General features: G+C 47.5%; 23 protein-coding genes. 12 read left to right on the plus strand and 11 right to left on the minus strand.

Annotated features, from left to right (window positions below; translation table 11 throughout):
- Window positions 1-13 precede the first annotated feature (13 nt).
- The 3 genes from M1E06_RS02240 to M1E06_RS02250 are packed head-to-tail and all read left to right on the plus strand — an operon-like array spanning window position 14 to window position 8,837.
- The gene (locus M1E06_RS02240; protein WP_020453230.1) at window positions 14-7,180 is read left to right on the plus strand and encodes an amino acid adenylation domain-containing protein; all 7,167 of its coding nucleotides are present in this window, start codon (window positions 14-16) and stop codon (window positions 7,178-7,180) included.
- A 2-nt stretch (window positions 7,181-7,182) separates the two neighbouring features.
- Window positions 7,183-7,407, plus strand: a complete 225-nt coding sequence (locus M1E06_RS02245) for an MbtH family protein (RefSeq protein ID WP_023857108.1) — start codon at window positions 7,183-7,185, stop codon at window positions 7,405-7,407.
- Window positions 7,404-8,837 (plus strand): MDR family MFS transporter, encoded by a 1,434-nt coding sequence (locus tag M1E06_RS02250; protein WP_020453229.1) that lies wholly within the window; start codon window positions 7,404-7,406, stop codon window positions 8,835-8,837. The genes M1E06_RS02245 and M1E06_RS02250 overlap by 4 nt, the downstream gene beginning before the upstream one ends.
- A gap of 52 nt (window positions 8,838-8,889) precedes the next feature.
- Here M1E06_RS02250 and cls read toward each other — a convergent pair whose 3' ends face one another.
- The gene (gene cls / locus M1E06_RS02255; RefSeq protein WP_041817474.1) at window positions 8,890-10,338 is read right to left on the minus strand and encodes a cardiolipin synthase; all 1,449 of its coding nucleotides are present in this window, start codon (window positions 10,336-10,338) and stop codon (window positions 8,890-8,892) included.
- A 247-nt stretch (window positions 10,339-10,585) separates the two neighbouring features.
- On the opposite strand from cls, the gene M1E06_RS02260 reads away from it, so the two are divergent.
- Window positions 10,586-11,029 (plus strand): YwnF family protein, encoded by a 444-nt coding sequence (locus tag M1E06_RS02260; RefSeq protein ID WP_020453227.1) that lies wholly within the window; start codon window positions 10,586-10,588, stop codon window positions 11,027-11,029.
- Window positions 11,030-11,079: 50 nt separating this feature from the next.
- Here the strand turns inward: M1E06_RS02260 and M1E06_RS02265 are convergent, their stop codons facing one another.
- Window positions 11,080-11,577 (minus strand): GNAT family N-acetyltransferase, encoded by a 498-nt coding sequence (locus tag M1E06_RS02265; protein WP_020453226.1) that lies wholly within the window; start codon window positions 11,575-11,577, stop codon window positions 11,080-11,082.
- Between the two features lie 193 nt (window positions 11,578-11,770).
- Between M1E06_RS02265 and M1E06_RS02270 the strand changes: the two genes are divergently transcribed.
- The 3 genes from M1E06_RS02270 (at window position 11,771) to M1E06_RS02280 (ending at window position 13,973) form a co-directional block, all read left to right on the plus strand.
- Window positions 11,771-12,646 carry a M23 family metallopeptidase gene (locus M1E06_RS02270; RefSeq protein WP_023857113.1) on the plus strand — a complete coding sequence of 292 codons (876 nt, stop codon included), beginning with the start codon at window positions 11,771-11,773 and terminating at the stop codon, window positions 12,644-12,646.
- A gap of 135 nt (window positions 12,647-12,781) precedes the next feature.
- Complete coding sequence (locus M1E06_RS02275) at window positions 12,782-13,387, plus strand: RNA polymerase sigma factor (RefSeq protein WP_020453224.1); 606 nt, start codon at window positions 12,782-12,784, stop codon at window positions 13,385-13,387.
- Window positions 13,388-13,400: 13 nt separating this feature from the next.
- Window positions 13,401-13,973 carry an ATP-dependent Clp protease proteolytic subunit gene (locus M1E06_RS02280; protein WP_026580222.1) on the plus strand — a complete coding sequence of 191 codons (573 nt, stop codon included), beginning with the start codon at window positions 13,401-13,403 and terminating at the stop codon, window positions 13,971-13,973.
- A gap of 47 nt (window positions 13,974-14,020) precedes the next feature.
- Here M1E06_RS02280 and M1E06_RS02285 read toward each other — a convergent pair whose 3' ends face one another.
- The 3 genes from M1E06_RS02285 to M1E06_RS02295 form a co-directional block, all read right to left on the minus strand.
- Window positions 14,021-14,371 (minus strand): P-II family nitrogen regulator, encoded by a 351-nt coding sequence (locus M1E06_RS02285; protein ID WP_003185936.1) that lies wholly within the window; start codon window positions 14,369-14,371, stop codon window positions 14,021-14,023.
- 19 nt (window positions 14,372-14,390) lie between these two features.
- The gene (locus tag M1E06_RS02290) at window positions 14,391-15,602 is read right to left on the minus strand and encodes an ammonium transporter (protein WP_216904188.1); all 1,212 of its coding nucleotides are present in this window, start codon (window positions 15,600-15,602) and stop codon (window positions 14,391-14,393) included.
- 148 nt (window positions 15,603-15,750) lie between these two features.
- Complete coding sequence (locus M1E06_RS02295) at window positions 15,751-17,049, minus strand: hemolysin family protein (RefSeq protein WP_041817345.1); 1,299 nt, start codon at window positions 17,047-17,049, stop codon at window positions 15,751-15,753.
- A 160-nt stretch (window positions 17,050-17,209) separates the two neighbouring features.
- On the opposite strand from M1E06_RS02295, the gene M1E06_RS02300 reads away from it, so the two are divergent.
- Together M1E06_RS02300 and M1E06_RS02305 are read left to right on the plus strand one after the other, a co-directional pair.
- Window positions 17,210-18,166 (plus strand): magnesium transporter CorA family protein, encoded by a 957-nt coding sequence (locus tag M1E06_RS02300; RefSeq protein ID WP_020453219.1) that lies wholly within the window; start codon window positions 17,210-17,212, stop codon window positions 18,164-18,166.
- Window positions 18,167-18,226: 60 nt separating this feature from the next.
- Window positions 18,227-18,634, plus strand: a complete 408-nt coding sequence (locus M1E06_RS02305) for a CBS domain-containing protein (protein ID WP_020453218.1) — start codon at window positions 18,227-18,229, stop codon at window positions 18,632-18,634.
- A gap of 82 nt (window positions 18,635-18,716) precedes the next feature.
- On the opposite strand, the gene M1E06_RS02310 is transcribed toward M1E06_RS02305, so the two are convergent.
- From M1E06_RS02310 to M1E06_RS02320, 3 genes are all read right to left on the minus strand, one after another.
- Window positions 18,717-19,664 (minus strand): SDR family NAD(P)-dependent oxidoreductase, encoded by a 948-nt coding sequence (locus M1E06_RS02310; protein WP_020453217.1) that lies wholly within the window; start codon window positions 19,662-19,664, stop codon window positions 18,717-18,719.
- A 79-nt stretch (window positions 19,665-19,743) separates the two neighbouring features.
- Window positions 19,744-20,259: a TetR/AcrR family transcriptional regulator gene (locus M1E06_RS02315; RefSeq protein WP_041817344.1), complete on the minus strand. Its 516-nt coding sequence runs from the start codon at window positions 20,257-20,259 to the stop codon at window positions 19,744-19,746.
- A 150-nt stretch (window positions 20,260-20,409) separates the two neighbouring features.
- A complete protein-coding gene (locus M1E06_RS02320) occupies window positions 20,410-21,135 on the minus strand; it encodes a YqjF family protein (RefSeq protein WP_020453215.1) in 726 nt (241 codons plus the stop codon).
- 129 nt (window positions 21,136-21,264) lie between these two features.
- Between M1E06_RS02320 and M1E06_RS02325 the strand changes: the two genes are divergently transcribed.
- Together M1E06_RS02325 and M1E06_RS02330 are read left to right on the plus strand one after the other, a co-directional pair.
- The gene (locus M1E06_RS02325; RefSeq protein WP_020453214.1) at window positions 21,265-22,086 is read left to right on the plus strand and encodes a manganese catalase family protein; all 822 of its coding nucleotides are present in this window, start codon (window positions 21,265-21,267) and stop codon (window positions 22,084-22,086) included.
- A 135-nt stretch (window positions 22,087-22,221) separates the two neighbouring features.
- Window positions 22,222-23,151 carry a manganese-dependent inorganic pyrophosphatase gene (locus M1E06_RS02330; RefSeq protein ID WP_020453213.1) on the plus strand — a complete coding sequence of 310 codons (930 nt, stop codon included), beginning with the start codon at window positions 22,222-22,224 and terminating at the stop codon, window positions 23,149-23,151.
- 46 nt (window positions 23,152-23,197) lie between these two features.
- Here M1E06_RS02330 and M1E06_RS02335 read toward each other — a convergent pair whose 3' ends face one another.
- The 3 genes from M1E06_RS02335 to M1E06_RS02345 form a co-directional block, all read right to left on the minus strand.
- On the minus strand, window positions 23,198-23,776 hold the full coding sequence (locus tag M1E06_RS02335; RefSeq protein ID WP_020453212.1) for an undecaprenyl-diphosphatase: 579 nt from the start codon (window positions 23,774-23,776) through the stop codon (window positions 23,198-23,200).
- A gap of 149 nt (window positions 23,777-23,925) precedes the next feature.
- Complete coding sequence (locus tag M1E06_RS02340; protein ID WP_020453211.1) at window positions 23,926-25,119, minus strand: MFS transporter; 1,194 nt, start codon at window positions 25,117-25,119, stop codon at window positions 23,926-23,928.
- Window positions 25,120-25,122: 3 nt separating this feature from the next.
- Window positions 25,123-25,551 carry a MarR family winged helix-turn-helix transcriptional regulator gene (locus M1E06_RS02345; protein WP_020453210.1) on the minus strand — a complete coding sequence of 143 codons (429 nt, stop codon included), beginning with the start codon at window positions 25,549-25,551 and terminating at the stop codon, window positions 25,123-25,125.
- Between the two features lie 336 nt (window positions 25,552-25,887).
- Between M1E06_RS02345 and spoIIID the strand changes: the two genes are divergently transcribed.
- Window positions 25,888-26,163 carry a sporulation transcriptional regulator SpoIIID gene (spoIIID, locus tag M1E06_RS02350; protein WP_003185911.1) on the plus strand — a complete coding sequence of 92 codons (276 nt, stop codon included), beginning with the start codon at window positions 25,888-25,890 and terminating at the stop codon, window positions 26,161-26,163.
- Window positions 26,164-26,323: the final 160 nt, after the last annotated feature.

A 26,323-nucleotide genomic window follows, 5' to 3' on the forward strand; every position in this document is an offset into this window, starting at 1 on the left:
GGAGGTCGCCTTAATGCCTGAATGTCAACATAACCGAAAGCCATTATCAGGAGCGCAAGCCGGCATTTGGTTTGCTCAGCAGCTTGATCCGGAAAATCCGATCTACAATACAGCTGAATACGTTGAAATTAAAGGCCCGCTTGATCAAGAGCTTTTCGAGAAAGCGCTGCGCCATGTTATGAAAGAAGCTGAATCATTCCATGCCAGATTTGGAGAAGATCAAGACGGACCGTGGCAAGAGATCGTTCCGTCGGCAGATTTTCCGATTCATTACATTGATGTCAGCTCAGAAACCGATCCGGAACAGGCGGCTAAAAGCTGGATGAAGGATGATCTTGCCCGTCCGGTTGATCTGACCCGCGGTCCGCTTTTTACAGAAGCGCTTTTCAAAACGGCGCCGGATCATTACTTCTGGTATCAGCGAACTCACCATATCGCAACGGACGGGTTTAGCTTTACACTGATCGCCGAGCGGCTGTCAAAAATATATAACGCATTGATGCAGAACAAATCGATCGACCAGAGCGGAGCCTTTGGCTCCCTCGATTTGATTCTCGCGGAGGAAACGGCTTACCGTGCATCAGAACAGTATCAGGAAGATCGGCGATTTTGGCTTGAGCGATTCAGCGATGAACCGGAGGTAGTCAGTCTTGCCGAAAGGGCGCCGCGTACCTCTTCAAGCTTTCTTCGCAGGTCTGACTATCTGCCGAGTGAGCATGCTGATCATCTTCTGTCTGCAGCAAGCAGAATGGGGGCAACTTGGCACGAAACCGTGATGGCAGCAGCTGCAATATATGTTCATCGGCTGACGGGGGCAAATGACGTCGTTCTCGGGATGCCGATGATGTGCCGCCTCGGATCGGCCGCTCTCCATATTCCGGGTATGGTCATGAATCTCCTTCCGCTTCGGATTGGCATGCAGCCGGAAATGAGCGTAGGAGAGCTGGTCAAGCAAATCTCAGCGGAGATGGTGAAGCTGAGGCGTCATCAGCATTACCGCCACGAAGAACTGCGCCGGGATCTCAAGCTGCTTGGCGAAAATCAGCGGCTGTTCGGTCCGCAGCTTAATTTGATGCCTTTTGAGCAACGCTTGAATTTTGCCGGCTGTCAAGGCATCGTGCATAATCTTGCCACGGGACCTGTGGACGATCTGTCAATCAACATTTACGGCCGCCCGGACGGAGGCGGGTTGAAAGTAAACATGGATGCAAACCCCGCTGTTTATCATGCGGATGAACTTGAACATCATATTCATCGTTTTCTTACTCTTCTGAAAACGGTTGCCGATTGCGAGCAAACTCAGCCGGTGGGGACATTGGATATTCTTCTCCCGGAAGAACGCGCTCAAATTTTGATCGAATGGAATCAAACAGACCGCGGTCTTCCCAATGAGAGTCTTCCGCAACGATTTGAAAGGATGGCGAAGGAGTGCCCTGAATCTCCGGCAGTCGTTTCCAGTGATGAGGTTCTCACCTATTCCGAATTAAATAAAAGGGCAAATCAACTGGCTCATCTGCTGATCAATAAGGGGGCGAAACCCGAGACATTCGTTGCTTTGGCCCTGCCGCGATCAGCGGAAATGATTGTCAGCATGCTCGCCGTTCTCAAGGCTGGAGCGGCTTATTTACCTATAGATCCCGATTATCCGGCTGACAGGATCGAGTATATGCTCAATGATGCACAGCCGCTGTTTGTCATCACCAGCAAAAAAGCACAAGATGTGATCAGTTCGCAAACGCCGAAGTTAATCCTTGATGAACGAACTGTTGTGGAAAAAATCTCCGGCTGTTCTGAAGAAAATCCCGGCGGACAGCATTCCGGCGCTCAGCCGGCATATATGATTTATACGTCCGGATCAACCGGCAGACCTAAAGGCGTGGTTGTACAAGCTGAAAGCCTATTCAATTTTTTGCTTTCAATGCAGGATATGTTCCCGCTTAATCAAGACGACCGGCTGCTGGCCGTCACAACGATTGCATTCGACATCTCAGCACTCGAAATTTATTTGCCGCTGATCAGCGGGGCGGCAGTCGTTCTTGCCGAGAAGGAGACGGTACAAGATCCGTCCGCACTAGCCAAAATGATTGAAACATACGGAATCACCATGATGCAGGCTACACCGACCCTCTGGCACGCATTGGCCTCAAGCGCTCCGGACAAGCTTAAAGGTCTTCGTGCGCTTGTCGGAGGTGAAGCTCTGCAAGCCAGCTTGGCCCGGCAATTGCAGCAGCTCGGATGCACATTAACGAACCTTTATGGACCGACGGAAACAACGATTTGGTCTACAGCCGCCGCGCTGGAAGCAGGCTGCACGGAACCTCCGGGAATCGGCCGTGCGATTTGGAATACGCAGCTGTATGTTCTAGACGCCGGATTGCAGCCCGTGCCTCCGGGAGCGGCTGGAGAACTTTATGTGGCAGGAACCGGAGTGGCGCGCGGCTACTTGAACCGTCATGCTCTCACGGCTGAACGCTTTATTGCGAATCCGTACGGGCCGCCTGGATCGCGGATGTACCGTACGGGCGACCTTGTGCGCTGGCGCGAAGACGGGTCGCTTGATTATATCGGCCGTGCGGACCACCAAGTCAAAATTCGCGGATTCCGCATTGAAATGGGAGAAATAGAAGCGGTGCTTGCAAATCATCCGGTTGTTAAACAAGCTGCTGCTATTGTTCGTGAAAACCAGCCCGGTGATCCGCGTATATTTGCGTATATCGTTCCCGCTTCGGGAGAAAGCCTTCATCCTGCCGAGCTTCACGGCTACGTTGGTGAAACACTGCCCGACTATATGATTCCGTCTGCATTTGTCATCCTTGATGAACTGCCGCTTACGCCGAACGGAAAGCTTGACCGCAAATCCCTGCCGGCTCCGGCGTTGAGTATTTATACAGGCGGACGTGAGCCAAGGACTCCGCAAGAGGAAATATTGTGTGATTTATTCGCTGAAGTGCTGGGGGTGCCGCGAGTCAGTATTGATGACAGCTTTTTTGATCTTGGCGGACATTCGCTTCTGGCGGGCAGGCTCGTCGGCCGGATTCGGGAAACGCTCGGCGTCGAACTCGGAATCGGCCGTTTATTCGATGAGCCCACAGCCGCCGGGCTTGCCAAACAGCTTGATCAGGCGCAGAGCGCCCGTCCGGCATTGCGTAAAAGAGAGCGCCGCCAGGAGATTCCGCTGTCCTTCGCGCAGCGGCGCCTATGGTTTTTGCACTGTTTGGAAGGACCGAGCCCGACCTATAATATTCCGGTTGTCGTTCATTTAACCGGAAGTTTGGACCAAGAGGCGCTGACAGCCGCTCTGGGCGATGTGGCAGCAAGACATGAGCCGCTTCGAACAATTTTCCCGGATCAGCAGGGGACAACACACCAGCTGATATTGGAAGCGGATCAAGCGCGTCCCGAACTCGCTGTATCCCATGTCAGCGAACATGATTTAGAAAAAGTCCTGGCGGAGGCTGTTCGGCACCGTTTTCATTTAGAAAAGGAACCTCCGTTTCGCGCCGAGTTGTTCGTACTTGGACCGGACAAATTTGTTCTTCTTCTGCTTTTGCACCATATGATTGGCGACGGCTGGTCTTTAACGCCGCTGACCCGCGATTTGGAAACTGCCTACAATGCGCGTCTGAATGGTGAGGCACCTGCTTGGGAGCCGCTTTCTATACAATATGCCGACTATGCCGTATGGCAGGAACATCTGCTTGGGCGTGAGAGCAATCCGGACAGTCTGATTGCCAAGCAGCTCGGGTATTGGTCAAAGGCATTGGAACATCTGCCTGATCAGCTGGAGCTTCCGACTGATCACCCGCGTCCGTCGGAATCAAGCTACAGAGGCGGTACGATTGATCTCAGCATTGACGAACAGCTGCACGGCCGTTTGCTCGCTTTGTCCCGCAGCACCGGAGTCAGCATGTTCATGATTTTGCAGTCGGCCCTTGCCTCACTGCTGACACGCATCGGAGCAGGCCACGACATTCCGCTCGGCAGTCCGATAGCGGGAAGAAACGATGATGCTCTAGGCGGAATTGTCGGATTGTTCGTTAATACGCTTGTGCTTCGAACGGATACATCGGGTAATCCAAGTTTTCGGGAGCTTCTGAACAGAGTTAGAAAAGTAAATCTTGCTGCATATGAGCATCAGGATCTTCCGTTCGAGCGCCTTGTTGAAGTGCTCAATCCTGCCAGATCAAGAGCGAGACATCCGCTGTTCCAAATCATGCTCGCCTTTCAAAATACGCCTGAACCTGAGCTTGAACTTTCCGGCCTTAAATCAGACATTGAAATTCGCAGTGTCGGCGCAGCCAAGTTTGATTTGACGATTGAGCTTCGCGAACATCGAAAAGCGGACGGAACACCCGCAGGTATCGGCGGATTTGTGGAATACAGCACAGATTTATTTGAGCGAAATACGGTTCAAACATTGGCCGAACGGCTTGTCAGACTGCTGTATTCAGCAGTATCCGACCCTGATCAGCCGCTCGGAAGACTTGATATTCTCCTTCCGGCCGAACGTGAAAACATGCTGGCTGACTGGAGCAAATCGTCCAACAACATACCTTGTTCATCTTTGCCTGTTTTATTTGAAAAGCAGGCCGCGAAGGACCCGGAAGCCGTTGCGGTTATATATGAAAATGACTCGCTCACATACAGCGAGCTCAATAGACGCGCTAACCGGCTTGCCCATCTCCTGATCGCCAAAGGGGTCGGTCCCGAACAATTTGCTGCCCTGGCGCTGCCAAGATCTTTGGATATGATTGTCGGACTGCTTGCAGTGCTGAAAGCTGGCGCGGCATATGTGCCTCTGGATCCGGACTACCCGGCAGAAAGGATAGCGTTTATGTTGAATGATGCACATCCTGCCTGCGTCGTAACGAGTTCAGAGGTCGAATCAAGCCTTTCTGTTCCCGCATCTGTTGAACGGATTGTACTTGATGACCCTTGCATACAAGAGGAACTGAACGGATGCGCTTCTGCGAATCCGGTTGATGCCGAACGTACGACGCCTTTGCTGCCTCTTCACCCGGCGTATGTCATTTACACATCCGGTTCGACCGGCAAGCCGAAAGGGGTGGTCGTTCCGCATCAAAATGTCGTGCGGCTGTTCGGAGCGACTGACCAATGGTTCCATTTTGGCTCTGATGACGTTTGGACGATGTTTCATTCTTACGCATTTGACTTTTCGGTATGGGAAATTTGGGGAGCGCTGCTCAATGGGGGGCGGCTTGTCGTGGTACCTCATACAATCAGCCGCTCGCCGGCCGACTTTCTCAATCTTCTCGTACGCGAGGGAGTGACTGTGCTCAATCAGACACCTTCCGCATTTTATCAATTGATGCAGGCTGACCGGGACAATGCTGAGACAGGAAAGCGCCTTTCCTTGCGCTTTATCATTTTTGGAGGGGAAGCGCTCGAGCTGAAGAGGCTTGAAGATTGGTATGAACGCCATCCGGAGCATTTCCCGCGGCTGATTAATATGTACGGAATTACAGAAACGACGGTACATGTCAGCTATATTTCCCTCGATCAGCAGACTGCAGCACTTCAAGCGAACAGCCTGATCGGTCAAGGGATTCCCGATTTAGGTGTATATGTGCTTGATGAATACCTTGAACCGGTACCCGCGGGCGTCACCGGAGAGATGTATGTGTCGGGGGGCGGCCTCGCACGGGGTTACTTGGGCAGACCCGATTTGACGGCAGACCGCTTTGTCGCTGATCCATTTGGACCGCCGGGAACCCGGATGTACCGAACCGGTGATCTTGCCCGCAGGCGTCAAGACGGCTCTCTTGATTATATGGGCCGGGCCGATCAGCAGATCAAGATCCGCGGCTTTAGAATCGAACTTGGCGAGATAGAAGCGGTGCTTGTCCGCCATCACAGGGTGAATCAAGCCGCTGTAGTTGTAAGGGAAGACCAGCCCGGGGACAAGCGCCTGATCGCCTATGTTGTCCCGGCGTCTGGAGAAGAAACCGATCCGGCTGAACTGCGCCGGTTTGCCGCAGGCACTCTGCCGGAGTACATGGTGCCTTCTGCATTTGTAAAAATTGCAGACTTGCCATTGACTCCAAATGGCAAACTTGATCGAAAAGCGCTGCCTGAGCCTGATTTTGCCGCGGCTGTTAAAGGGCGGGGGCCAAGAACACCGCAGGAAGAAATCTTGTGCGATCTTTTTTCAGAAATCCTCAATGTGCCGCGGATTGGTATTGATGACGGATTCTTCGAACTCGGCGGTCATTCTCTGCTCGCCGTACAGCTGATGAGCCGCATTCGTGAAGCGCTCGGCGTCGAGCTCGGCATCGGCGACCTGCTTGAAGCGCCTACTGTCAGCGGACTCGCTGAACGGCTTGAATCCGGCGGCGGGCAAAGTGCACTGGATGTACTGCTTCCGCTGAGAACCGGAGGCAGTCAGGATCCCCTGTTTTGTGTGCACCCGGCCGGGGGCCTCAGCTGGTGTTATGCCGGTTTAATGACGGCACTCGGGAAGGAATATCCGATATACGGCCTTCAAGCTCGCGGGATCGCAAGGCAGGAAGAGCTTCCTGATACGCTCGACGACATGGCCACGGATTATATCAGGCACATTCGTACGATTCAGCCAACAGGGCCTTATCGTCTTCTCGGCTGGTCTCTCGGAGGCAATGTTGTACATGCGATCGCAACTCAGCTGCAGGAACAAGGGGAAGACATTTCGCTTCTTGTCATGCTTGATGCATACCCGAATCACTTCCTTCCAATTAAAGATGCACCTGATGAGCAGGAAGCATTGATTGCACTCTTAGCATTGGGAGGATACGATCCGGACAGCCTTAACGGGGAACCGCTGAAACTTTCCAGTGCGATCGATATACTGCGCCGAGACGGCAGTGCGCTTGCCAGCCTGGATGAGGCTGCGATCTTGAATTTAAAGGAGACTTATGTGAATTCCGTCCGGATTTTAAGCGAATATAAGCCCCGCGTCTTTCATGGTGATATCCTGTTCTTCAAATCTACCGTGATACCGGAATGGTTTGATCCGATCGATCCGGAGTCATGGCTTCCTTATCTGAACGGAAACATTGATATTCATGATATGGATTGCCGGCATAAAGATTTGTGCCAGCCGGAGCCGCTGGCCGAAATCGGACGTCATGTTGCGGAAAAACTGGACGGTTTGAAAAAGATACGGACAAGTAGGGAGAGATAACGATGACAAATCCTTTTGAAAATGAACAGGGCACATATGTTGTTTTAATGAATGAGGAAGGCCAGTATTCACTCTGGCCCGCCTTTGTTCATATTCCGGCAGGGTGGGAGATTGTCTGCGGGGAAACGAGCCGCAGCGCCTGCATCGACTATATCAGCTCGAATTGGACCGATCTCTCGCCGAACAGCTTGAAGCCGGCTGCAGAAGTTCACGGCGGTCAGCAATGAAGAGAAGGCCGTTCAATCAAAGGACGGTTGTCAGCATTGTATATGTAACGGCCATGTTTATGGCTGCAATGGATGCGAGTGTCATTAACATGGCATTGCCCGCCATCATGAACGAATTTCAAACTTTGCCGTCTGCTGCAGGCACAATTAACATCGGATACTTAGTCAGCTTGGCGGTCTTTCTTCCCGCAGCCGGCTGGTTTGGAGACCGCTTTGGGACAAAGCGTGTTTTCCTTGCCGCGCTTTCCATATTTACGGCTGCATCCGCATTATGCGGAATCGCTGACAATCTGGCGGCATTAAACGTATTTCGCGTGATCCAGGGAGCCGGCGGCGGATTGATCACACCAGTGGGAATGGCAATCTTGTTCAGGACGTTTCCTCCGCAGGAACGGGCTAAAATTTCGAGAGTTCTCGTCCTTCCGATTGCGGTCGCGCCTGCGGTTGGGCCGATCATCAGCGGGTTTCTGACGGATCAGCTGTCATGGCGCTGGATTTTTTACATTAATATTCCGATCGGTATGATCATTCTGCTGTTTGGCCTGTTATATCTTCATGAACATATGGAGCCGAAAGCGGGGAGATTTGATTGGCTAGGATTTCTTTTGGCTGGGCCGGGAATGGCGTTGTCAGTTTTTGCACTCAGCCAGGGGCCTGTGCAGGGCTTCGGCTCTCCGAATGTGCTTGTTTCAGGAACCGGGGGAGTGATTCTCCTCGCCATTCTCGTTTTTGTCGAGCTGAAGGCTGAGCATCCGCTGATTGAACTGCGCTTATTGAAGGACCGGGTTTTTGGAATGATGAGCGTCATTTCGCTTTTGACAGCAGGCGGACTCCTTGGCATGCTCTATATATTTCCGCTGTTGTGCCAGGAAGCACTCGGCTATTCTGCGACCGATACCGCTTTGATCACGTTTCCCGAAGCATTAGGCTTGATGCTGGCCTCCCAGCTGATGCCGAGGTCGTTAGATAAGCTCGGGCCGAGGCGGATAATTTCCGTTGCGCTTTTAGGCGCCGCTGTATTGTTTGGGCTGCTGAGCCTGACCGGATACGGGTCAAATCTGTGGCTTCTCAGGCTGCTGCTGTTTTCGGCGGGCTTTTTTCTGGGGCATGCGGTTGGCGCTGCGCAGGTTGTTTGTTTTGCCAACATTTCATCCTCATCAATGGGTCGGGCAACGACGCTGTTTAATGTGCAAAACCGGCTCGGATCTGCTTTTGGAGTTGCCGTCATGTCGTGCGTCCTTGCTGTGCTCAGTCAGCCTGGCGCAGGGATAGAGCCCGATTTATCAGCTTACCGGACCGCTTTGCTCGGTGCAGCCGGCTTCCTCATGGCAGCATTTTTCATCGCACTCAAGCTCAAGGACGCTGACACTGAACGTCAAATGGACAAGTATGCTTCAGTTTCCAAGGGTGCGGCGGCTTCCGGTAAGTAAAACAAAAATCCTCCCGTTTCCGGGAGGATTTTTTTACCGCATGAATGACGCGCTATAAAATCGGCGACAGCAGGATCGAAATGGCTTCTTTGAAGCGGATCGATTTGCTTCTGTTTAAATATTCCTCATAGGTCAGCTCCCTTGAGACTTGCAGATCTTTTTCAAATGATAGGACAAGGCTTCTCGAAATTTCCTCATCGTATAAAAAAGCATTCACTTCAAAATTGAGCTTGAAGCTGCGCATATCAATATTTGCCGTGCCGACTGATGAAATTTCTTCATCTACAACGATTGTTTTCGCATGGATAAATCCGTTGTCGTAAATAAATACGGAAGCGCCGGCTTTTAAAAGTTCGCCGATGTAAGAATAGGTAGCCCAGTACACAAAAGGATGGTCGGGTTTGTTAGGAATCATGATTCTCACGTCAACGCCGGACAGACAAGCAATTCTGAGGGCATCGAGCAGGCTTGCGTCCGGAATAAAATAAGGCGTCTGTATAAGAATCGACCGCTTTGCCGTTGATATCATTTTAATATAGCCGTTTTTAATCTGCTCCCATTCTGAATCGGGGCCGCTGGTGACGATTTGCATGCCGATGTTTCCGTTGGAATCGATGTCAGGAAAGTGGTTTGGCATATATGTAATATCGTGATGGTGCGAGGCCTGATTCCAATCCAGGATAAAACGCGTTTGAATCGAATGGACTGCCGTTCCTTTGATTCTGAGATGCGTGTCCCGCCAATAGCCAAAAGCCGGATTTAGACCGAGGTATTCGTCCCCGACATTAAATCCTCCGACATAGCCGATGACGCCGTCGATGATGACGAGCTTGCGGTGGTTGCGGTAATTCATGCGCAAATTGATAAATTTAAAACGCGACGGGAAAAAAACTTCGACAAATCCTCCCGCCTTTTTCAGCTCTTTGAAAAAGCTTTTCCTGAGGCTTCTTGATCCCAATTCATCATACAAAACGCGGACTTCAACGCCTTCTTTTGCTTTTTTGATCAGCGCGTCCCGCAGCTTTTTTCCGATCTCATCACCTTTATAAATATAATATTGAAGATGTATATGGTCTTTGGCGTTTTCAATGTCGCGAAGCAGTCTGTCGAATTTCTGGCGTCCGTCCGTTAACAGCTCGACCGCATTGTCTTCCGTGAAAACGGCGTGGTTATTCAGAATGTGCATATAAATCAAGTCTTTGCTGTCCGCCGTCGCTTTATTGCGAAATTCAAACTCGCGGTTTTTCAGCTTGGTCAGCTGCTTTTCCAATATTTTTTCCATCCCGATCCTCTTTCGGTCTTCCCATTGAAAAAGGTGATTCCTGCTCAAATTGTGGCCGAAGAGCAAATAGAGGATAAAGCCAAGAACGGGAATAAAGAAGAGTACCAAGAGCCAGGCCCAGGAGGAGCTTGCATCCCGGCGTTCCCTAAAGATCACAACGATTGCCAATAGCGTGTTTAAAACTAATATAAAGCCGAGAAATATCGATGTGATGCTGATATTTTTAATAATATCCATATTGAACCTCACAAGACGGATTTGTTTTTATACATTCCATTTATAACAGTTACTCCCCTTTCAAGCAACTATCTCATGTTATACGGGGCGGGAGACGGAAAGTTCCTAATAAAAAGGGGAAAGGCAAAAAACTGTAAAACATGTTGGATCTAAGTTACGATATACATATAAAAAGCGTGATTTAATCAGCGAAACAACGCCTCTTTAACCAAATCGGGAGGGATTGATTATGGATATGGAACGTTTCCATCAAATGCCGGCTTTTATGAAAGAAGAAATGGATAACCTCAAGCATGTGGCGGCGCCGTTCTTAAAGAAAAGGCTGATATTTCTTTTTATCGCGATTCCGCTGCTTGTTGCTTCATTGGTTTATCTTTCTTCTTTTTGGGGGCAGGCATCCTATGGAACCGATTCAATGATAAAAATCGGCTGCGCTGCCGCAGCAGCAGCTTTCGGCATGGCGCTGTTCAGAGAGTCGTCTTACCAAAAAAGAAATGTTCAGCAATCGGTGATGAAATATATATTGGAACGGATGCAAACAAGCGAAGTGCTTTCCGATGAACGGAAAAGACGGTACGTTCAGGCGGTCAAAGAAGAGCCGTTTACTGTGATGAGAAGCTTTTTGGAATTTTTAAATGAAGAAGAGATCAGAAGGCGCAGGCTGGCTGAATGATGAAAGAAAAAAAGAGCTGCATGACAGCTCTTTTTTTCGTGCCATGATGATCAGGCTTCATTCAATTCTTTTCCTAATATTTTTAAATCGTACCGTATTCGATCCATCTCGGCGATTCCGGGAAAGTGTCCCCACTCGGTAAAGCCGTATTTTTTGAAAAGCTTGATGCTCGGTTCGTTGTGGGCGAAAATAAACGCCATTAAAGAACGGATTCCAAGCTTTGGCGCGGCTTCAAGCGCTTTTTCAAGCACCGCTGAACCCGCCCCTTTGCCGCGGTGGTCTTCATGAAGGTAAATGCTGACTTCGGCGGTTTTGTTATAGGCGGGCCTACCGTAAAATGATTCGAAGCTGATCCAGCCGGCGATATCCCCTTGTTCATTTTCCACAATATAAAGAGGCCTTGCCTCGGTATGGTTCAAAAACCAGTTCAGCCTTTCTTCAGGTGTGACGGGTTCTGTATCTGCCGTAACCATTCGCGACGCAATGGTGGAGTTGTAAATATCGACTACTGCGGGAAGGTCTTCCCGATTGGCGATCCGTAGTTTCATTCTCTCTGTCCTTTCTTCATATGTTATATCTTCGGCGTTTTTCCCGTTATCATGCACATTGGTGAAATTTCAGGTTTTAGGGCGGTTTTTACATAAAAACGAAGCAGCCGGTGCAGACTAACTTGAAAAAAAGTTTTTTGTAAATGTATATATTTTCTGAAAAGTGTTCAGAATGTTGCTGAGGTGATGAGTAATGAAAGAGGAAGAAAAGAATCGTACTTCCAAAATCACAAAGCTGCAACAGTTTTTTCGCAAACGCTGGGTATTTCCGGCCATCTATTTGACAAGTGCCGTCGTTGTATTAACCGCCGTTCTTTGGTATCAATCGGCTTCTAACAACGATGTAAAAGATCAGCTTGCTGACGATGGTAAGAAATCAGCCTATGATAACCGGGATGACGCGGTAGAAGTAGGCAAACCAGTCGAAAATGTCGCAATGCCGGTTGCTGATTCTGAAAATGTTTCTGTCGTTAAAAAGTTCTTTGAAACTGACGCAACTAAAGAAGAGAAAGAAGCAGCACTTGTAAACTATAATAACACGTACAGCATGAGCAAAGGTATCGACTTGGCTGAGAAAGACGGAAAAACATTCGATGTTTCCGCATCTCTCAGCGGTACGGTCATCAAAGCTGCAAAAGACCCTGTACTGGGCTACGTTGTTGAAGTTGAACATGAAAATGGTTTATCAACTGTGTATCAGTCTCTTTCTGAAGTAAGCGTCAAACAAGGTGACAAGATTGAACAAAATCAAGTCATCGGAAAAGCAGGCAAAAACCTTTACAATGAAGAAGGCGGAAACCATGTGCATTTTGAAATCCGCAAAGACGGTGTTGCGCTAAACCCGTTGAACTTCATGGACAAGCCGGTCTCCAGCATCGAAAAAGCGGTGGAGGAACAAGCGGCTGAAATGAAGGAACCTGCTCAGCCTTCTGTTGAAGAAAAGTCAAAAACAGAAGACAAAGCGAAAGATCAAACAGGTGGAAAAGACGACAAAACCAAACGGGAAGATTCGTCTGAAGGGTCAGAAAATCAAGACGGAACCCAGTCTGACGATTCAAGCCAGTCATAAGGCACGCTTCCCTCAGAGCGCCTATCAAATACGATAGGCGCCTTTTTTGTTACAATCATAAAAAACCCGTATCAAATTTGCAGAGCCAGCCGTTTATTAAGTAAGAGGCCTCTTTTAAGGAGTGTGAATGCATTCATGAATGAGCTAGAACAGCAAGCGCTGATGAAGTATTGCATGAGAATGACAGGTGATAAATGGGATGCCGAGGATTTAGTCCAGGATACCATCCTGAAGTTAATCGAAATCAATCGAACAGACGCCTCACATGCTTATCAAAAGACGGTGGCAAAGCATAAATGGATTGACCTGCTCAGAAAAAGGAAACGCGAAATCTTTCTGTCTGAAGACAATCTGGAAGACGGGAGGGCAGAGCGCATGAAGGCGGCCGATGACTTCGAGCACCTGCTGAAACAGCTTTCCGGTATTTTAACGCCGAAGCAATTAACGATTTTTCTGCTCAAAGATGTGTTTTCCTTTCAGCTGCACGAAATCGCCGAGTCGCTCGGTAAGCCCGAATCATCCGTCAAATCGCTTTTATTCAGATCGCGTCAGCGATTAAAAAGGCTTTCTCCGGATGTTCTGCAAAGGGAAGCGGCGGACCGGGATGACGAACACATTGACCTGCTTGTTCGGGCGATATTGTATCACAACCCCGATGCTCTGCTCGAATTTGCCAAACAGACATGGCTTTTCGGCGCTTCACAGCCGTCCTGCATCAGCATGATGAGGTGTGCTGCCTAGGAGGAAAAAGGCTATGAACACCATACCTTACGTCATTGAGAAAACGGCTGCCGGTGAAAGATCGTACGATATTTTTTCCAGACTTTTAAAAGACCGGATCATTATGATCGGCTCTGAATTCAACGATGACCTCGCCAATCGGGTCACCGCCCAGTTGCTGTTTTTGTCAGCCGAAGACAATGAAAAAGACATTTCGATCTATATCAACAGCCCGGGCGGATCAACTTCCGCGGGATATGCGATTTTGGATACGATGGACTATGTGAAGCCGGATGTCCGCACGATCTGCGTCGGAATGGCAGCTTCCATGGGAGCGATTCTTCTCGCCGGCGGAACAAAAGGCAAACGGTATGCGCTCAAAAACAGCGAAATCATGATCCATCAGCCGCTCGGCGGCGTCAAAGGACAGGCGACAGACATGGAGATTTCAGCGAAGCGGATCATCAAACTGAGGGAAAAAATCGAGCACTTTTTTCACGAACGAACGGGCCAGCCCATTGAAAAACTAAAAGCCGACATGGAACGTGATTATTTTATGGATGCGGACGAAGCGAAGGCATACGGTGTGATTGACGCCGTTTTATAACATCAGAAAAGCTCCCGGCTTAACTTCAGCCGGGAGCTTCGATCTTTTTATAAAGCGTCAGGACCTTCCTCGCCTGTGCGGATGTTGATGGTGTTTTTAATTTCGTATATGAAGATCTTGCCGTCACCGGGTTCCCCGGTTTTCAGGACGTTTTGCGCCGTCTCGGCCACCTTTTCGACAGGCACTTTGCTGACGACGATTTCGACTTTTAACCTTTCATATACATTGCTTTCGCGTTTGACCCCGCGGTAAAGCTCTGTATGCCCTTTTTGCAGGCCGCATCCGTGTACATTGTAAAACGTAATGGACGTTACCCCGATTTTGGCCAGCTCCGTTTTCAGCTTTTCAAAGTTTGTAGGACGAGTTACAATTTCCACCTTATACATTTGACCGCTCATACCATCACTCCTCCACAAATTAATCTTGATACGCTTTTTCGCCGTGCAGCGTCAGATCGAGGCCCAATGATTCTTCATCCTCTGAGGCACGGAGTTTAAAGAAGATACTGACTACCTTAATAATAGCGTATGTGACGATTGCGACAAACAAATATGTTGCGGCAATCGCAATCAGCTGTTTCCAAAGGAGACTGATGTCTCCGTAAAAAAGCCCGTTTGCTCCGTCTGCGTTGACTGATGTCGTCGCGAACAAGCCCGTCGCAATTCCGCCCCATGTTCCGCCGAGCCCGTGAAGTCCGAAGGCATCGAGCGCATCATCGTAGCCGAATTTTTTCTTCAGCGAAAACACACCCCAGAAACAGACGATTCCACCGATGAGCCCGATCCATACGGATGAGAAAGGCGTAACAAAGCCTGCGCCCGGTGTAATCGCGACAAGTCCCGCGATTGCTCCCGAGACGGCGCCGAGCATCGTTGGCTTTTTATTGATCAGCCATTCTGCCAAAATCCAGCCGATCAGCCCCGCAGCCGCAGCCGTATTCGTGTTGATAAAAGCGGTCATGGCGACTTCATCGATCGTCAGGGCGCTTCCGACGTTGAACCCGAACCATCCGAACCAGATCAAAGTCGCCCCGAGCAAAGTCAGAAGGAGGTTGTGAGGGGCGGTATCGCTGATATTTTTCCGCTTGCCGAGAACAATCGCAACAACCAGGCCGGCTACACCGGAAGAGATGTGAACGACGTTGCCGCCGGCAAAATCAATCGCTCCCAGCTCGTCAAGCCAGCCTCCGCCCCATACCCAGTGGGCGACTGGCGAGTAAACAAAAACCGCCCAGAGCACCGAAAAAAGAATAAAGGCAGGAAAGCGCATGCGCTCCGCAAAGCTTCCGGAAATAATCGCAGTCGTCAGAACGGCAAATGTCAATTGGAACATCATATAAAGCGTATGCGGGATCGTCTCCGAATAATCGGCATTGGGTTCAAAGCCGACACCTTGCAGTCCGATCCAATCCAAACCCCCGATCAATGGGTTTCCGGGAGCGAAAGCGAGCGAATAGCCGAACAAAATCCATATGATAGAAACGATGGCAATTGAAGATAAGCTGTGCATAACGGTGCTGAGCACATTTTTGCTCCTGACAAGTCCTCCGTAAAATAAAGCGATGCCCGGCGTCATCAGCCATACGAGCAAAGCGCAAAAGAACATAAATACTGTATCCCCCATCTGCATGTTTCATTCCTCCGTAGTCATTTAGATTGAGAGCAGATCTCTTTTTCTTTCATTATAGTGACAAAAGGGAGATATCATGATGAATATGTCAGATTTCCTCACATGGTTTTTAGGGAGAAAAGCGGACAGGGAGAGGCTGAAAGGGGGATTAAGCGGTTTTTTCAACCTCAACTGCAACGATTCGATGTCCGTCCATATCTTTTACTTTGAAACGGTACCCTTCACTTTCGATCGCCGTTCCGGGCTTGCTCTCAATATTCTGCGTCAGCATCCAGCCGCCGATTGTATCAATCTCCTCATCTGATAAATGAATTCCGAGCAGGTCGTTTACATCGCTGACCAGTACTTTACCGCTGAGGATGTAATGGTCATCTTCCAGTTTCTGAACAGCAGATACTTCTTCAGTATCGAATTCATCGCGAATATCGCCGACGATTTCCTCGACGATATCCTCAACCGTCACAAGGCCGGATGTTCCGCCATACTCATCTACGAGAATCGCCATATGTGTATGCTCTTTTTGCATTTTGACGAACAGCTGGTAGACGGGAATCGTTTCAATCACATGGATAACCGGATGGATATATGGCTTTAGCGATTTTGTTTCTAAAGAAAATTCCCCTGCAAGCTCCGCCAGCAGCAGTTCTTTTATATTGATCATTCCGGTGATGTGATCTTTGTCTTCCTCCATGACGGGGAAGCGGGTGTGCTTCGTTTCTTTGATGAGCTGCTTCGCTTTTTTTAAACTGTCGTCAAGAGACAGGACGGTCATTTCATTGCGGGGCACCATAATTTCTTTTGCCGTACGTTCGTCGAATTTAAAAATATTGTTTACATATTTCAATTCATTCTGGTTAATCTCCCCGCTTTGATAGCTTTCAGATAAAAGCGTTCGCAGCTCTTCCTCCGAATAGGCCAATTCGTGTTCACCAGTCGGCTTCAGGCCGAACAGACTTGTGATCATGCGGGCTGAATGATTGAGCAGCCATATAAAAGGAAACATGATTCTATAAAACCAGATCATCGGCTGTGCAAAAAGCAGCGTAACGGTTTCCGCTTTTTGAATGGCGATCGTTTTTGGCGCCAGCTCTCCGATCACAACATTGAGATAAGTGACCGATAAAAAAGCGGCCAAAAATGAAAGAATATGTGTCACCGACTCGTTCAAGCCGATTTTTGAGAAAAGGGGATGCAGCAAGGTCTGCATCGTCGGTTCACCAAGCCAGCCGAGGCCCAATGCCGTTACGGTGATTCCAAGCTGGCAGGCTGACAAGTATTCGTCAAGGTGTGAGGTCACTTCTTTTGCGGCAAGCGCGCCCTTTTTTTTCTGAATGATCAATTGGTCGATCTTTGTCCGCCTTACTTTGACGATGGCGAATTCGACCGCGACGAAAAAGCCCGTTAATGCGATTAATCCTGCCACTGCAATCAGCTTCAATAATTCCAATGCCCCGCCTTCTCAAAAAGAAGGCGCCACCTCCTTTTCTATAAAAAACTCATACTGGCTTCATACCACGTGCCGCAGCGCGGCAAACATGATGTTTATTTATGCCGAGGGCGGGCAAAGAAATATAAAACGAATGGGCCGGAAGAGGAGGAGACGAAATATGAGAGTTTTTCAGGGAGAGGGTTGGACATGGTATCAGCTCGGCCCTCACGAAAAAGCGACAGCACAAGGGCTGATCCAGCCCGATCATTGGCCGGAATGCCGAAACTGGTTTCAAGGCGTTCCTTCGGCCAATATCAATTGCATTGATATCAATGCTGCCGTTCAAGGCAAGGAAGCGATCTACGGTTCATATATTTACGACCAGGAAGCGGAAGTTCAACAAAACCGGACAGCATTTCATTTTTACTTAACGAAAAACTATTTTTTCACAATGAATTTAGATATCTCGCAATTTGAAGAGGCAAACAGGAGGCCGATCGATCAACATTTGAAGCGATGCAAAGATGCCCCAGAAGTGTTTCTGATTCTGCTGGGCGAACTGATGAGAATGTATTTAAAGGAACTTGAGCACTTTGAAGTTCACCTTGGAAAAGTAAGATGGGGATTTCACCATGACAACAATAAAAGCATCATTGAACTGATTCATAAACGGCGTCACGAACTGCTCGTCATAAGAAGTTTAATTTTATCGATGAAAAAGGTAGCAATGGGTCTTAAAGAAACTTTTTTAAGCAAATCGTTTGATGAAATCGAACAGCGCAGGACGTTTTACGAAATCGACAGAGGCATGTCATTGATCAAAGAGTACGCGAATGAAATCAATTATTTGCTCCATTCCGAGGAAGTGGTGACATCCCACAGAGGCAATGAAATCTTTAAAGCGCTGACGATTTTCACGACGATCTTTACACCGATGACGGCTTTCGGCGCCCTGTGGGGAATGAACTTCGAAGTCATGCCTGAACTCTCATTAAAGTACGGCTATTTATTTTCGCTAATTTTAATTGCCGTTTCTACCGTCCTTGTGTACTGGTATTTGAGAAAGAAAGGGTGGACCGGCGATTTATTGAAGGATAAAAAACGATATATGAAAAGGAAAGGCTCTTTTAAATAGGTTTAAGCCCGGGGGATATCGGAAAAGCACATAATAACCCCAGTAAAGGAGGAATTCCGAATGAAACTAAAGGACATCATGACAACCAATGCCGAATGCTGTGAACCTTCTGCTCCGATTGCGGAAATTGCCGGAAAGATGCGTGATTACAATGTGGGTTCAATTCCAGTCTGCGAGAACGGAAATTTGACGGGGATCGTTTCGGACCGGGATATCGTCATCAGATGTGTAGCCGAAAATGAAACAGACGCAGCTGCTCGGGATATCATGAGCACACAGATGGTGACCGGGCGCCCGGATATGTCGGCTGAAGAGGCAGGAGATCTGATGGCGGAACACCAAATTCGCAGGCTGCCGATTGTTGAAGATGGACGTCTCGTTGGAATCGTTGCTTTGGGGGATCTCTCCGTCTCAAATGCGGATGAGAAAGCGGGAGAAGCATTAAGCGAAATTTCAAAACCGGCTTAAACAGGTTGAAGGAAGAGCGTTTTCAGCTCTTCCTTTTTTATAGTGCAATTTTTTAGTGATTGATCAATAACTCAACTTCAGATTAAGTTTTCATTAAGCATTTCAATGTTTCTTTCAGCCCTTCTTGATAAGGTGTCGCGGGAATTTTTCCTATTCTCTTTTCATATTTTTCCCCGTTTAGAATGAATGTTTCTTCAGTTAAGTACATGATTTCTACTACTTCTTTCATTACTGGATCAAATAATCCGCTTACACGAATGGCAAGCTTATTTAATGGTATGACTAATTTATTATTGCCGGTAATTTGACGTGCGATTTTTATAATTTCTTTACCTGAAATCAGTCCGGTGCCGGGAATGTTCCAGTTTTCACCGTAAGAATCGTCTTTACTTGCGATTTCCACAATCATTTTTGCGGCATCAGGCAAATATACGTACTCCCGGGGGGTTTTTAGATTGCCGATAAAAACAGCTGGTTTATTTGCTGCCATTCCGGTTAATGTAGGCTGTAAATAAGAATTTTGCGAAGTTTTTCCATAATAGTCCGGCAGTCTGACGATTAATGGTTTGGCATTTTTCCATTTCTTATCGAATATTAAGTTTTCAAAATCCACTCTAATCCTTCCTTTTTTTGTATGGGGCTGTTTCGGATGATTTTCATCTCCTTTGGCAATTTGTCGGCCGAAAACATATATTCCATCCACAATCGCGATTTTCTTGCCTAAAATATTTGCAGCCTTCATTACACTTTCACCGAGAAGCAGGAGTTTATCCGCCATTTCATGATATTGAACATTGGCGCATTGAAATATCACATCTGCGTCCTTTGCTGCTTCACTGATGGTCTGTGCATCAAAGACATCGCCAAGCTGATATGTTAATAGCGGTGTTGAATGATGTTCTTTTATGAGATTCTTTAGTTTATTTTCAGAACGGCCGAAAGCGATAACCGGAATATTTCTTGACAGCAATTCTGAAACTATGGCTTGACCTGTTCCACCTGTTGCGCCTAAAACAATTGCTTTTTCCATTGAAAATTCCCCCTCGGGTTAGTTATTAATCAATCAATAACCAATACTTAAATAAAAAAACCGAAACAAATCGGTTATTTTATTCTGTTTGGCCGTGCATGATCTCCGGAAAATCCAAGAAATAGGAAATGTTGCAAAGTATCCCTCTTGCCAGGAAAGTCGTAACTTCCCTCTCTGCATTCGGAACATTCGCTTCCCGGAACCTTTCCAGCGTATAGTTTCTAATACGTGATAAGCCTGTTTTTGAACAATTCCTGATCGATTCCTCCGTAACGGAGAGTCCGATGACCTGCAAGGCGATTTCATTAGGGTGTGATACAGACAACTCTTCATATGCTTTGACCATGTTTGCTACGATCTGTTCGGAGCTGGATTCAACATTTTGAAACGTTTGGAGGATTCTTTCAAAGGCCCGATCGAGCACGGCAACAAACAACTCTTCCTTCGTCTTATAAAACCTAAATATATAGGGCTGAGAAATACCGGCTTTTTCAGCAATGAGTGCTGTCGTGGTATTATAATATCCCTTTTCTGCAAACACCTCTAATCCAGCTTCAAGTATTTGCTCCTTTCGGTTTTCCTTACTCTGTCTTATGATATGCCGCCTCCCTTCATTTTGTTATTGATTGATTACTTACTGAGATCGTAACAGATTTCTTTTCAAGATTCAAGCCCGTAATTTTTAAAAAATGCATCTATTGGTGCAACTGTTTTCCAATCAATCAGAATAGATACGCGGATTTCATCACCGGTCCCGCTGCAGAGGCCAAAATAAGACGTGCTGCCGTTTGGCGTAATGGAGAAGCGGAGCGGTATCAGGCAATATGAGACCGCTTGCTCCGGGCACCGCGTTTTGTCGGATTTCGGCTTCGGCCCGCTGCAGCGCCCATGGAGAATGATGAATGTCTTCATAGTAGACCCGGTTGTTGTACGTGGTGTACAGGCGGTATCTTTCAGTCAGCCAGTATTCGATGGACCCTTTTTGGGTGGTGAAGGAATCTGACAGCGGGCGGTAGCTGACGCGGAAGGCCGCTTTTGAATCATGCCTTCTGCTGGAAAATTCAATATGGTTTTCTTCTTTTACAAAGTTTATCCCGGCGTGAAAATAAGGCAAGTGGAACATTGTGCGCGCGCCGGCGACGGCTAAGCGCGAAGCGGCGTCAAGACTGAAAAAATAAATGCCCGGTACGCCTTTATATGATACATATGTCCGGACGTTCAGCTCGGGAAAGCTGCTGACGAAAGGAAAAGGGGGCAAAAAACGGAGGCGCATATTTGTCAGCAGAAAAGGCAAAATGCCGATCCACGCTTTTCCGTTGAATGTCTCCAGTTCCAAGGCCGCCGGTATTCGTCCGCGAATGGCTTCAGAATCAACAGCCCAATGGGCAAATAATACATGATTCCATGTTTGCGTCATGATCCACGGTCCTTTAGGCGGCGGAAAAGGGCGGTGTGAAGTATTTTTTATCATAAAACAGCACTCCTTTGATTCGAATGTTGACCCGTTTGCAACACATCCCGAGCCTGTTGTACGGTTTTATCATTTCCCTTTTCGGTTAATTCAAAAACGAGGATACAAAAAACGGAGGAGTGATGTGATTTGTTCAAGCATACGAAAGTGCTGCAATACCCTGCGAAACCTGAAAGACCCGACCCTGTCTTCGCAAAGAAAATGCAGGAAATACTCGGCGGTCAGTACGGAGAAATATCTGTGGCCATGCAATACCTTTTTCAAGGGTGGAATACAAGGGGTAATGAAAAGTATAAAGATTTGCTCATGGATACGGCGGCAGAAGAAATCGGACACGTCGAAATGATTGCGACGATGATCGCGCGCCTGCTTGAAGATGCTCCGGTTTACGAGCAGGAAAAAGCCGCAGACGATCCTGTCATCGGCGCCATTATGGGTGGAATGAACCCTCACCATGCGATCGTTTCGGGACTGGGAGCCATGCCTGAAAACAGCACCGGCGTTCCGTGGAATGCAGGCTATATCGTAGCGAGCGGCAACCTTCTGGCCGATCTGCGCGCAAATGTCAACGCTGAATCGCAAGGCAGACTGCAAGTCGCGCGGCTGCGCGAAATGACGGATGACAAAGGTGTACAGGATATGCTCGGCTTTCTTTTGGCAAGAGATACGATGCACCAAAACCAGTGGATCGCCGCGATCAAAGAGTTGGAAGAAAAAGAAGGCGTCATCGTGCCCGGCACGGTTCCGGATGAAAATGAAAAAGAAGACATTGCGCATACTTTATACAATTTCTCGGATGGAGAAGAAAGCGCGCAGTTTGATTGGCTGAAAGGGAAGGCGCCGGACGGAGCGGAATTCCATTACGAGGGCGGCCCTGTCGCATATGGAGAAAAACCGGTCTTGAAGCCCGCTCCAAAACGAAGCCACAATACACCTGATTATGGAGAATAAAAAGAGCCGAAACGGCTCTTTTTTTATTTTTTAAAATGACAAAACACTCCGTAAATATTAAAATAAGTGACAGATTTGCAGATTTTTTTATTGTCAGGTAAGCTTACTATAAAAACAACAGTAAGGAGTTATATCATGAGTAAAGTACTTATTTTTGGCCACAAAAATCCGGATACGGATACGATTTGTTCAGCGATTGCATATGCCGAATTAAAAAAGGAGCTCGGCATGGACGCAGAACCCGTCCGCCTCGGCGAAATCAACGGCGAAACCGAATTCGCGCTTGAGAAATTTAATGCAGAAGTACCCCGCCTTGTGAACACTGTTGCGAATGAAACTGACAGCGTGATTCTGGTTGACCATAATGAGCGCCAGCAGAGCGTCGATGACCTGGATCAAGTTCGCGTGCTTGAAGTCATCGATCACCACCGGATCGCCAATTTTGAAACGAGCGACCCTCTGTATTATCGCGCAGAGCCTGTAGGCTGCACAGCAACGATCTTAAACAAGCTCTATAAAGAAAACGGCGTCGAAATTAAAAAAGATATCGCAGGATTGATGCTGTCGGCGATCATCTCAGATTCCCTCTTATTCAAATCTCCGACTTGCACGGACGAAGATGTCAAAGCTGCAAAAGAATTGGCTGCGATTGCCGGCGTTGATACCGACAGCTATGGACTCGATATGCTGAAGGCCGGAGCTGATTTGAGCGCAAAAACGATTCCTCAGCTTCTCTCTCTTGACGCAAAAGAGTTTACGATGGGAAGCCATAAAGTGGAGATCGCGCAAGTTAACACTGTTGATACAAACGACGTTCTCTCCCGCAAAGAGGAAGTTGACGCAGAACTTGCAAAAGTGGTGTCTGAAAAAGGATTGGATTTATTTGTGTTTGTCGTAACCGACATTTTAACAAACGACTCGGTTGTCGTCGCTTCAGGACAATCTGCACAAGCAGTGGAAAAAGCGTTCAATGTCACATTGTCAGACAACACAGCGACACTGAAAGGCGTTGTATCCCGCAAAAAACAAATTGTTCCGCCGTTAACCGAAGCCTTAAAAGGTTAAGGAAAGGAAATGAAAAACACCCGAATCATGAGATTCGGGTGTTTTCTTATGCCGTTCTGGATACGGCTTTCCGCAATTTCCGCAAGATCGATTCGTAGAGTGAGATGATCCGTTCAAAAAGCGGCTGCACATACGCTGAGAATCTAAACATAACGAGTGATACAAATAAAGCGACCAAAATGCTGCCTAAAACGTCAACAGGGTAGTGGTGTCCGACCCAAATACGGGAAAAGCCCGTCAATAACCCGAAAGCAATCAGGCAGCTTCCAATTTTCCGATGATAAAGCCAAAAAGCGATCGAAATGGCTAACGCCCCGGTTGTATGATCGCTGGGAAATGAGGCGTCGGCAGCATGATGAATCAATACGTCCACATGGTGAGCGACAAACGGCCGCGGCTCATAGTAAACCAATGACAGCAAATAATTTGCCGCCAATCCGAGAATACCCGTCACACCTGCCTGAAGAACGCTTATTTTATAAGAACGGTTTCCGAAGATCCAGATCAAAAGCAAAATGAGCGCATACATGTAAATTGCTTTTTCTGTAATCAAAATCATAGCGCTGTCCAGGATGTGGTTGTGGTTTGATAATTGATGAATGCGTGTAAAAAGCCAATAGTTCAAAAAATCACCTTTTTAATAGAGTAGTAGTTTTTGGTCAGACAGTTAGGAGACGTATTTGATTTTGCAAAAGTTTCATTAAATGACAGATCGGACTGTATCAGCCTGCATGAAAAAAGCCGGGCAATCCCGGCCCGGCGAGGTTGAACGGCTTATTCAGCCATTGATATATCCCGCTTCCCCTTTGCGAGTGCGGGTTTTTGGCTCCATGTATACAGAAACAGATTGATGAGCACAAAAACGCCTGAGAATAAATAGATGTTTGAAAAACCGGCTTGTGCCACAACCAACCCGAAAACATAGGATCCGACTGCGATCCCGGTATCAAACAGCGTAAAATAAGTCGCCGTTGCATAGCCGCTCCGGTGAGGCGGCGAAGCCTGAATCGCCAAGGTCTGAAGGCACGGCGTGATAGATCCGTAGCCGATGCCGATGACAGCTCCGGATAGCAAAAGCATCCCGCTGCTGTTTGTAAAAGCAAGCAGGAAAAGCCCGGCGCAAAAAATGATAATGGACGGATAAATGACGACTCCGGGGCCGACTTTATCATACAGTTTTCCCGTAAACGGCCGCGTGATCATCATTGTCACCGCGAACACCATAAAGAAATAGCTGCTTGCTTCAATAAGGCCGAGAGATTTGGCATAAACAGAGATGAAGGAAATGACGCTTGAATAACAAAACGACACGAACAATCCGACCGTGGCAATCCGAATCGCGCCCTTTTCAAACATGTTGGAAAAAGACAACCTGAACACAGCCGAACGGATGTCGTTTCCTTTAGGAATCCGGACCAGTGCCGTGCAGAGGATGGCCACAGTGACGATTCCTGAAAATAAAATAAACAGATCGGAAAAACTCATTTTATCCAGCAGGTTCAACGCGATAAACGGACCGATGACAACCGCCAAATTCATCGACATGGCAAAGTAGCCCAAACCTTCCCCGCGGCGGGCCGGCGGAATTAAATCGGCTGCAATTGCACTCGTCACCGTCGTGATGATGCTGAACCAAATGCCTTGGAAAAAGCGAATGCCAAGCAGCAGGTAGATATCATGAATGAAGATATAAAGAAATGATGCCAAAGTAAACAGCACGACGCTGATGAGCGCCATTCTTTTTTTGCCAAAACGTTCAATAACGGCTCCCGAAAACGGCCTCGCAAAAATCGCGGACAGCATGAAGCCGCTGATCAAAAGGCCGCCCTCTGACTCGGAGCCGCCGAGCTCCTGCATCGCATAGACCGGAAGCACGGTCAACAGTGCGTAAAAATAGACGAATATAAATAAATTAATCAAAACGACCATGATAAAATCCCTGGTCCAAATGGGTTCAGCTTGCTTCATAGGCTACAACTCCTCCTGATGTCCTTCTAATAATTGATTTAACAGCCTTTGAAATGTTTTTTTATCCCGTTCTTCAAATACGGAAAGGATTTCCTCTTCAAATTCTTGCATTTTTAATTGAATGTCATCATATTTAATTTTGGCTTCTTCTGTCATTTTGACGACTTTTTCCCGTTTGTCATCGCCCTGTATCCGTTCTACCCAGCCGTTTTTTTCGAGGCGGCTGACGGTTCTCGTCACAGTCGGCGCCTCGACGTGCAAGTAAGTCCAAATGTCTTTTTGCGTCATCGGTCCGCAGGTGTGAAGACAGTATAGGATCGACCACTGTGAACCGTAAAGGCCGTATGCTTCGAGCTGTTCATTCGTTTTTTTAGCAACCATCCGCGTGCTTTGATTGAGCTGGTGAATAATCTTTCGATTGATATGTTCCATTCCCGGACTCCTTCAAAATAGTTACCTAGGTAAATAATAAACTTTATTCATTTTACCGGAAGCCAAGATTAGTGTAAAGTTAAAATTTTTGAAGCCCGAAATAAAATTATCAGAGAAACCCCTTGTCCTCCTTGAGTTTTTAGCATAATCCCATTTGAATGCTAATACACTGATACAAACCTAACAAAGAGAGTGTTTGAGGTGAGGGATCGTGGGAGTATTTCAAAATTCTACTTGGAAAAGCATAAAACGAAGAAGCTGCGCAAATAGCGAATTTTTTCACAAGACGGATCTCATTTCACACTTCTCACATCCATTTTAGGGAGGTCGAGTGGTGTGCACGATTACATCAAAGAGCGAACAATCAAGATAGGGAAGTACATCGTGGAGACGAAAAAAACGGTTCGTGTGATAGCGAAGGAGTTTGGTGTTTCCAAAAGTACCGTTCACAAGGATTTGACAGAAAGGCTGCCTGAAATTAATCCTGACCTGGCCAATGAAGTAAAAGAAATTCTTGATTATCATAAATCAATCAGACATTTGCGGGGCGGAGAAGCGACAAAACTAAAATACAAGAAAGAGGAAATCTTTGAAAGAGAACCCGTGCAATAAGGAATAATGGCTCAGAAACGAGCAGCGTTTATCAGAAATTCCCGGTATCCTCCGTAAAAAGCCACAAAAATTTTATGAAGAACTTTAATAAGCTCTCTTTTTTTTCTAATATTTATGATAAAATATATAATTAGGGCAGAATGTGGACATTGCTGTGAAA

The organism is Bacillus sp. AK124, assembly GCF_053903085.1.